Annotated in this window: 11 protein-coding genes and 2 pseudogenes; all 13 read left to right on the top strand. The window is 36.6% G+C overall.

The genetic code is table 11. The features are described from left to right. Nucleotides 1-313: pseudogene (locus HMPREF2619_RS02155) on the top strand (hypothetical protein); the annotation flags it as partial. A gap of 8 nt (nt 314-321) precedes the next feature. Beyond that, nucleotides 322-603, top strand: a complete 282-nt coding sequence (locus tag HMPREF2619_RS02150; RefSeq protein WP_185756812.1) for a BRCT domain-containing protein — start codon at nt 322-324, stop codon at nt 601-603. Nucleotides 604-750: 147 nt separating this feature from the next. Then, complete coding sequence (locus HMPREF2619_RS02145; protein ID WP_049538583.1) at nt 751-1,059, top strand: DUF5592 family protein; 309 nt, start codon at nt 751-753, stop codon at nt 1,057-1,059. Beyond that, a pseudogene (locus tag HMPREF2619_RS02140) lies at nt 1,059-1,706 on the top strand (hypothetical protein). Before HMPREF2619_RS02145 ends, HMPREF2619_RS02140 begins: the two are co-directional and overlap by 1 nt. A 10-nt stretch (nt 1,707-1,716) precedes the next feature. Beyond that, the gene (locus tag HMPREF2619_RS02135) at nt 1,717-3,666 is read left to right on the top strand and encodes a virulence factor (protein ID WP_070458711.1); all 1,950 of its coding nucleotides are present in this window, start codon (nt 1,717-1,719) and stop codon (nt 3,664-3,666) included. A 19-nt stretch (nt 3,667-3,685) separates the two neighbouring features. After that, nucleotides 3,686-3,937: a hypothetical protein gene (locus HMPREF2619_RS02130; protein WP_070458710.1), complete on the top strand. Its 252-nt coding sequence runs from the start codon at nt 3,686-3,688 to the stop codon at nt 3,935-3,937. A gap of 15 nt (nt 3,938-3,952) precedes the next feature. After that, nucleotides 3,953-5,293: a CHAP domain-containing protein gene (locus HMPREF2619_RS02125; protein WP_070458708.1), complete on the top strand. Its 1,341-nt coding sequence runs from the start codon at nt 3,953-3,955 to the stop codon at nt 5,291-5,293. Nucleotides 5,294-5,307: 14 nt separating this feature from the next. Beyond that, a complete protein-coding gene (locus HMPREF2619_RS02120) occupies nt 5,308-5,898 on the top strand; it encodes a hypothetical protein (RefSeq protein ID WP_049538576.1) in 591 nt (196 codons plus the stop codon). A 123-nt stretch (nt 5,899-6,021) separates the two neighbouring features. Then, the gene (locus HMPREF2619_RS02115) at nt 6,022-6,840 is read left to right on the top strand and encodes a ParA family protein (protein ID WP_070458705.1); all 819 of its coding nucleotides are present in this window, start codon (nt 6,022-6,024) and stop codon (nt 6,838-6,840) included. Beyond that, nucleotides 6,837-7,109 (top strand): hypothetical protein, encoded by a 273-nt coding sequence (locus HMPREF2619_RS02110; protein ID WP_044021364.1) that lies wholly within the window; start codon nt 6,837-6,839, stop codon nt 7,107-7,109. Before HMPREF2619_RS02115 ends, HMPREF2619_RS02110 begins: the two co-directional genes overlap by 4 nt. 26 nt (nt 7,110-7,135) lie before the next feature. After that, on the top strand, nt 7,136-7,324 hold the full coding sequence (locus HMPREF2619_RS02105) for a hypothetical protein (protein ID WP_049538572.1): 189 nt from the start codon (nt 7,136-7,138) through the stop codon (nt 7,322-7,324). Further along, nucleotides 7,324-7,704, top strand: coding sequence for a replication initiator protein A (locus HMPREF2619_RS02100; RefSeq protein WP_049538570.1), 381 nt, complete (start codon nt 7,324-7,326; stop codon nt 7,702-7,704). The genes HMPREF2619_RS02105 and HMPREF2619_RS02100 overlap by 1 nt, the downstream gene beginning before the upstream one ends. 17 nt (nt 7,705-7,721) lie before the next feature. Continuing rightward, nucleotides 7,722-8,051 (top strand): hypothetical protein, encoded by a 330-nt coding sequence (locus HMPREF2619_RS02095; protein ID WP_070458703.1) that lies wholly within the window; start codon nt 7,722-7,724, stop codon nt 8,049-8,051. Nucleotides 8,052-8,075: the final 24 nt, after the last annotated feature.

Here is an 8,075-nt window from a genome sequence, read left to right as displayed (position 1 = left end):
TCAAGATTCAACTCATCCAACTGGAGGAACAGAGTCACCAATCCAAAATTCAACTCATCCAACTGGAGGAACAGAAGCTCCAATTCAAAATTCAGCTCATCCAACTGGAGGAACAGAAGCTCCAATTCAAAATTCAGCTCCATCAGTTGTAGAATCGACACAAGCACCGAAACAAGCAGACTCTTCTCAACAAAAGTTTCAACAGAGCATGAGTCAAATGCAATACATGAACCAACAGATGCAACAAGCAGGACAGCGTATGCAGGGAGGACGACATATCACAGGTGCTGAAAGTCCTGAAGAGGAGGAATAGGATGAATTATGGATTTAACAGGGAAGAATATTGTTATCACAGGAAGCCTACGTCCTCTAACTAGAGAAGAAGCAGTACGATTTTTAGAAAGTAAAGGGGCTGTCGTGCAAAACTATGTGTCTGCTAGGACAGATATATTGGTTGTAGGACACAAGCAGTTGAATCTTTTTGATCCAGATAAAAGGTCTAAGAAGCATGATGCAGCGCTTAGAAGACTATCAGAGGGCCAATTGATTACTTTTCTTTCTGAAGAATCATTCTTTGATTTAGTTAAGAAGTCTCAAGATTGAGGCTTCTTTTATTGTGTAAAAAAGTATATAACTTTTTGTGTAATTTATTCCTGAAGGATGATGAGAAAAATGCTATTGTCCCTTTAAAAGATATTTTCGATTATTCATTATAATGTGAGTGTCAAAACAAATATAAAGGAGAAATTAATGTACGGTGAAAAATATGGTGTACCTAGAGATATTTATGCCAAAATCAAGATTATAGGACTTCTTATTCTGGACATTACATTTGTAGGAATAACTGGTCTAATTGCTCTAAGCGTTGGATTAAGAATTTTTCCGAAAAGCCAATGGATACAAATGTTCGCATTCATATTTTTAACACCAGTTATGAGTTTGTATCTGGTGTTGCCAGCTAACGGTGGTAAAAAGAATTGGCACAGTATGTTTCTTTTCTTCAGACGAAGAAGAAAACGTTACATCAGTTTGAACTATATCAGAAGGAGAAAATCATAATGGCAATTAAACAAACTTCATCTAAAAATATTGAGAAACGACCTTTAGGACGTATTCGAGAAATGAAGAAGCATACGCAGGAATATTTCGATTTACATTCTTGTGTTGAGTTGTTAGACGTAAAATCAATTATTCCAAATAGACAGGCTTATATCCAATTAGTAGATTATGGATACTTGCAGCTGATGGAAATTCCAGGTAAAGACTTAGGATCGATGTCTTACAACGAGGTGATGCGAACAATCGAAAATTTTGAAACTTGGTTAACTCGATTTGGACCGAATATCCAAGTGGAGACGACAACCTTGCCAACAAATACTGATACACAAATTTCTGACTTACGCCATCATTTGAGTTTAGTGCGACAAGAACTCTCTAAGCTATCAGTAAATGAGAGACGTTTTTTACAACTCAAAGATCGTGAGTTTTGACTTCAAAGTCAAATTAAAGTTGAAGAGAGCATCCGACAAGAAGTCTATAATACAGAGTTTATACTGTGGCTATTTGCACCTACAACAACTGAATTGGACGAATTAGTTCGGAAGGCACAAACTTATGGAAATAATGATTTTGTTCCTCAAGAAATTAGCTATAGGAAGAAAAATCAGATTATAAAACAATACAACAATATGAATGAGAAAGTATAGGAGAGATAGTATGCCTGATTTATCAAAACGTAGACAAAGACAATTAAAGAATGAAGGATATGACCTTGCTTTCCTTAGCCAGATTCAACCGCAAGGAAATATTGATTTTAAAAAGGATGATCGTTCCTGGATAAGTGGAGATGGATATCATACGGTCTTACACTACTATGAATATCCAACTGAAGGAATGGATCGTTTTTGGCTTTCTGAATTATTGTTATTACCTGGTACACGTGCCTTCTTGTCACTGTATAAAGAAGATAATAGACAGCTTCAAAAAGAGATAGAGGACTCTATTGAAGAAAAATCAACACGTATTACTAATAACAGTAAATTAACAAATAATCGGAAAGAACTAGATGAAATTGACAATCTCAATAAGTTAAGTCGAGACATTGATAAGCGGAATATAGCTATGTATGGGATGTATATTCGTGTCTTTGTGTTCGCATCAACCAAGGAAGAATTGTTTAAGAAGGTTGAAGAGGTCAAAGACAAAACGTCTAAATTTAAATCAACTATCCTATCAGGAGAATTAGAATTTGAATATCATGCTCCTTTTATTCCAGCTGAGTATCAGATTGATTTACCAAATCATCGAAGAGGGATACCTACTCCAGCTCATTCGATAGCTGGGGGATATTTCTTTAATCATACGAAACTTGAAGACGAAAAGGGATTTTATCTTGGCTGGACTCCAACAAACGGAGCAGTGAACTTCAACTTTCTAGAACGTGATGAAAAAAGAACACGTTCGTTTATGATTCTATCTGGTAATCCAAAGATGGGCCAGCGCTCTTTCCTTATGAAACATACAGATGGTCTTTATGCAAAGGGGCACTATATTCGTAATTTTGATGCTACTGGTCAGTTTCTTGATCAGACAAGAAAGCAGCATGGATTGATATTTGATTTATCAGGTGAAGCTAACCGAATTAATATCTTCCAGGTCTTTCCAACAGTAACCAATGAAGCAGGAACTGAAATTGATAAGAAAAAGTCCTACAACCTTCATATCGAGAAATTAAAGAGTATTTATAAACTCCTGAATAATGAAGTGACAGGAGATGATTTAATCACATTTGGAACTCTCTTGAATGAATTCTATATTGAAGAAAATTTATGGGCTCGGAACCCATCGTTGAATCCAGAAAAACTGAAAGCAACTGATCTTGTCAATGAAGACTATCCTATCTTGTCAGATTTCATTTTGTTTGTTGATGCCTATAAACGTCGACTAGAACAAAATTCTAGCACGGATATGGCTGAAAACAAAGCCGTTAAACGTATTTACAATACTTTTAATGAATTATTGACAACAAACGCAGAAATTTTCGAGGGGACAACCGAATTTCAAGATATCTCTTCAGAGCAAGTTGTGACATTTGATTTTTCTGGATTGAAGAGTGCACCTCATCTCTTAAATGTTCAAATATTCTCAGTTCTTTCTCTTGTTTCAGCAGATATTGTTAATAACGGTAAACGTTGTAAGCAACTACTGAAAAGGAACCCTAGCTTAACAGAGATGGATATGCAACACTATATTGTCAATATTAGTGGTGCACAGACACTCATTAATCCCAAGCATGAGAGCAGTGTGAATCTCTTGGCAGATATGATTGATACAATGGGGGAAAACTTTGCTGGAGTTGTGTTGTCCGTAAATTCTCTGAGGGGTATTCTGTTTGAGACAGGTATCGGAACTCATAAGGATCCATACGTAACTGCGGTTCAGAGGATTTTTGGTCTGATGCAGTATAGAATTTTTGCTCAGACAGATGAAACTAGCGTTCCACTATTAGCCAATGCTTTATCAGGATCAATGAATCAGTCTGAATTAGAAACATTGCCTCGCCTAGCCAAAGGACAGTTGTTTATGAATATTGCAGGAGTTGGAAATCTAGTATTTAACCAGCAATTATTAGCTCCAGAAGTTGAGCGCTATGGTGGTATCGAATAAGAAAGGACATTAAATTTAAATGGTTAAAAACAAATCAGGAATGATTACAAGGACAAAGCAGAAATTTGATGAATATGTTTTGATTCGTAAATGTCGTATGAAACAAGAAAGAGATTATTTTGCTTCAGAGGGAGAATCAGATCCAAAACGTCTAGAAGCACAAAAGGAGCGAGATAAGGAATTTTTGAATGGTCTCAAGAAAATAGGTCTAGGGTTCATTGTATTTTTAGTTTTTTATGGCATTTTACGAACAATATTAGGATTGTGGTAGATAGGGGAGGTATCTATGAAAAAATTATTAAAGCCTAAGATTATCCTTCCTTTTGTAGCGATACTGTTAATTATCAATGTTGGGATGGCCATGTTGGCTGGGATTATGGGCGCTGTAGCTAGTAATGGTGGACATGATTGTGGTGCTGTAGAAACAACATCTTCAACTAGTGACTCAACAGTTTCTTCAGCTGATGGTTCCATAGATGGTTTTGTAAAAAAGCATAAGGAATCCTATATTCTATCTTGGAGAGCAGGAGGTTTTCTACCTTCAGCTTCCATCACTCAAACTATGATAGAGAATGGCTTTAATTTTACGAATCCTAATGGAACTTCCTTCTGGATGGCTCATAACATGGGAGGTGTTAAAACCTCCAGAAAAAGTGATTTTCCAGTCACTATTGCGACGTATGGTGAAGACAGTATTGACTTAACAGGAACAAAGCCTGGAGCAAACGTTGGAGACGGTACAGGAGGAGCTTATACTTGGTTTTCTAGCTATGATGCAGGGATTGTAGGGAAAGCTGAGTTTATGGCTCACCAGACACTTTATAAAGGGGCTATAAACAATATAAATGGCATTGCAACTCTATCTGCCATAGCAGATGGTGGATGGGCCACAGATGGCACCTATAAGAGCAAGCTAACTGATATGTACGAAAAGCTAGGTACTAAGTATCAGTGGCTTGATAAGGAAGCCATTGCTGCTCATGGTGAGAAACCTTATGCAGTATCGAATACACAAGATGCCAGTTCTTCAGATAATGCTATTTCTTCTTCAGCTGAAAAAAGTGATTGTGGTGAATCAGGTGGTAGTGTCGATGGAACAGGAAAAGTTCCTTCAGATGCGACTGCGTGGGGGTATAAACCAGAAGATTTACCAGATAGTTTGAAACCGTTTATTGTCGATCCTAAGAGTTTAGGCATGGATTATGCTAAGTCTACAGGGTGGTATAATCCTGGAAGGGACGATATAGCTGGACAATGTGTGAATCTTACAATTAGTGTCGCAAATCATATATGGGGTCATTCTGGTTCAGTTCAAGGTAATGGGAAAGATCAGGCAGCAGCTTGGGCATCAATATTCGGGAATTCACTTAAGTCAACTCCCAAAAGGGGTGCTATCTTTTCTACACAGGTGGGAGGCGGAGGCTATGGTCATACAGGAATTGTATGTCATGTCTTTGAAAACGGATCTATCTTATTTGTAGAACAAAATACACCTTTAAGTGGTTGGGATACGTTTAAGACCCCTTATACATGGGACTATCGAATTTGGACTCCAGAACAACAGCGAGCCCAAGTTATTTCGTTTGCCTATCCAGATGATAGGGAACCTAAATTGAATTCAAATTAAAAGGAGTATATAAGATGATTGATTGGATAAAGGAGAATATGGTTGTATCGATTGTAGTAGGTATTCTATTGGTTTTGGCAGGAATAGGGATTGTATCGAGTTTCAGGCCATCTCAACAAACTAAAATAGAAGAAGCTGCCCAGGTGAGTTCTTCAGGAACCACTCAAAACGAGCCGTCTTCCAAAGAGGAAACAGCAGACGAGAAGAATTATCGGACAGCTAAGTTAAAACTAGAACGCCCCTATGCAGAGGCAAGCTCAGAAGACAAAAAAGAAGTGTTAAAAGCCTTTGAAGAAGCAGTAGCAGATATAAAAAAGACGAATTTTCTGCCAAATGTCAAGGGAACAATCGAGAATCATTTATCTATGACACAGAATGCGATGGTTCAAACCTTTGCGATGGCTATTCTAACGAATCAGTATGATTTTCAACCTAAACAATTAGAAGTGATGCCGACAGAATCAGAGGACGTTATTCAATTTTTAGTTGTCCTGACTAAAGGTGGGGAAGAGAATAGCTATTTCATTGGTAATTTCAATACTACAGTTCAACAAATCCAACTAAAAGCCTATGTTGGTGGAAATATAGGCGGTACATATGGCTAAAAAGTTGCACAAAAAGTTATATAACTTTTTGTGCTTTTATATTGACAAGAAAAGTAGTTTTAGGTATAATTAAGTATATAAAAAGTTATATAACAAAATATACAATTATCCAAGGAGGGAATCATGAAGATTCAGACGACAAACTTAGGAAAAGGTGGCGGTGGTAAAACTACAGATACCTTTAATGAAGGGGATTGGTTGGCACGTGTTAAGGGACTTAGAACACTACTCATTGATGGAGCTTGGGAATGTAATTTGACAAGAACATTTGATGTAAAATGTGAGAAAACCGTCTATGATATATTTACGACTGGAGAGTATGAGATTGTTCAAATTTCTGAAAATCTCAGTTTAATCTGCGGAGATGAACGTCTAACAGATGAGCAGCTGGATCTTGGCAGTCGAAATAATAAATACTTGCAACTCTTTATGTGGTTTAGTGAGCACTATGAGGAGCTGGCCGCTCAGTTTGATGTGATTCTGATTGATACCCATAATGACGAAAGTTTGGTGACGGCCAATTTTATTGCCGTTTCGGATATGGTCTTAGCGGTATCCGATGCTTCTCTCAACGGTTTTCGGGCTTGGCTGTCTCTGAAGAAATTTGTCGAGTTTATCAAGAATGAAGCAATCGAGGTCATTTCTAAAAAGAGCTATGTCACAGCGGAACCTTATCTGATTGGCAATAAAATTAAGTACGTTGGCCAAAATGTGACAGATACCTGTAAGCAGTTTTTAGAAGTTGTGGAAGAAGATCCTGCTTACCTGGGTTCTATCCAGGAGAAAGAGCTCATGGCCAAAAGTCTTGTGATCAGTCAGAGTGTCTTTGAGCAGTATGAAGAGATGACAGCTAACCAACAAGAGACACATCAAAAGTTTTATGATAATATAAACTACGTATATGAAAATATTTTGAGTGTGTTAGAAGGAGAGGTAGCATGACAGAGAATCGATTCGCACAAGTAAAACAAACATTCCAAAGTACACCAAAGAGAGAAAAGACTCCTTCGTCTAGGAAACAAAATCAGGAGGCTAGAAAGTCTCCTGAGAGCTATAATAAAAAGCAAAGATATCCATTCTCTTTACATCATAATGTTCGATATGATATGTTAGATGCTTTAGTAGAGTATCATGGTGAGAAATCAGCTTCATCTTATATCGAGAAGATGATTATAAGAGAATGGGAAAAGATGCAGAAAAAAATTAAGTAATGAGATATCGGAAAGGATGATTTTTTATGATAGATTTTAGTAAAGAAATAAAGAAGAAAAATGATAATGACGATGAAGATCCACAACCAGAGAAAAAGCATGTTCGTGATATGAAGAAAAAGAGAGAGAAGGAGGAACTTCTTAGAAAGTTGCACGAGGCAGAGTCTAATATTTCCAGTTCAGATCAAAAATCACTTGAAATGGAGAAGGAATAATGAAATACTTATCAAATTTATCAGATATTCCAGAATTTTCTTCAGCAGCAACAGATTCAGGACAATTCTTTATTCCTCGTCCAATAATAGACAACCCACAGTTCAATGATTTGAAGGGTAGTGGAATTTTTCTCTACATGCTTTTATTAAATCGTTTAAGAGCTGCAGTTGACTTTGAATTAAAAGGATATGATGAAAATGGAAATACTTTTGTATGTTACCCTATAGAGGAGCTAATGGAGGCTCTTCAATCAGGTAAAAGTAAAGTGATTTCTTTGAAAAAGAAGCTAAAGAATCATGGTTTAATTGAAGAAGTCCGCCAAGGATCCAATCTACCCAATAGAATTTACTTAACAGATGAGATTTTAAAATATTACTGATAAAGTAGGAGGAATCTATGATGATTTTCATTGATATTAAAAGACTTGTTCAGCTGTTCTTTATTTTTATCGGAGCTATAGCTATCTATATGTTCTATAAGACATTTGGTCTTAGTATGGTGTTTATAATTGTTTTAGGGTTGGCTGCTTTAAAATTCGCTCCAGCTTTCCTTCCAGTTGTATTATTATTGTATTTTGGGCTTCACTTTACAGGTGACTTTTCCTTTATTGCAGATGGAATTGTGACAATTCTATGGAGTATCATTTTGATTCCAATGGCTATATTCACTATTGACATGAGCAAATCCTATTTTAGTAAAAAAGAGAAACCCTGGTATGAAAAGTAAGAGTTTATCTGAAAAGATAGGCTC

The sequence above is a fragment of the Streptococcus sp. HMSC074B11 genome (assembly GCF_001808705.1).
GTDB lineage: Bacteria > Bacillota > Bacilli > Lactobacillales > Streptococcaceae > Streptococcus.
This window is presented reverse-complemented; position numbering and strand designations above follow the sequence as displayed.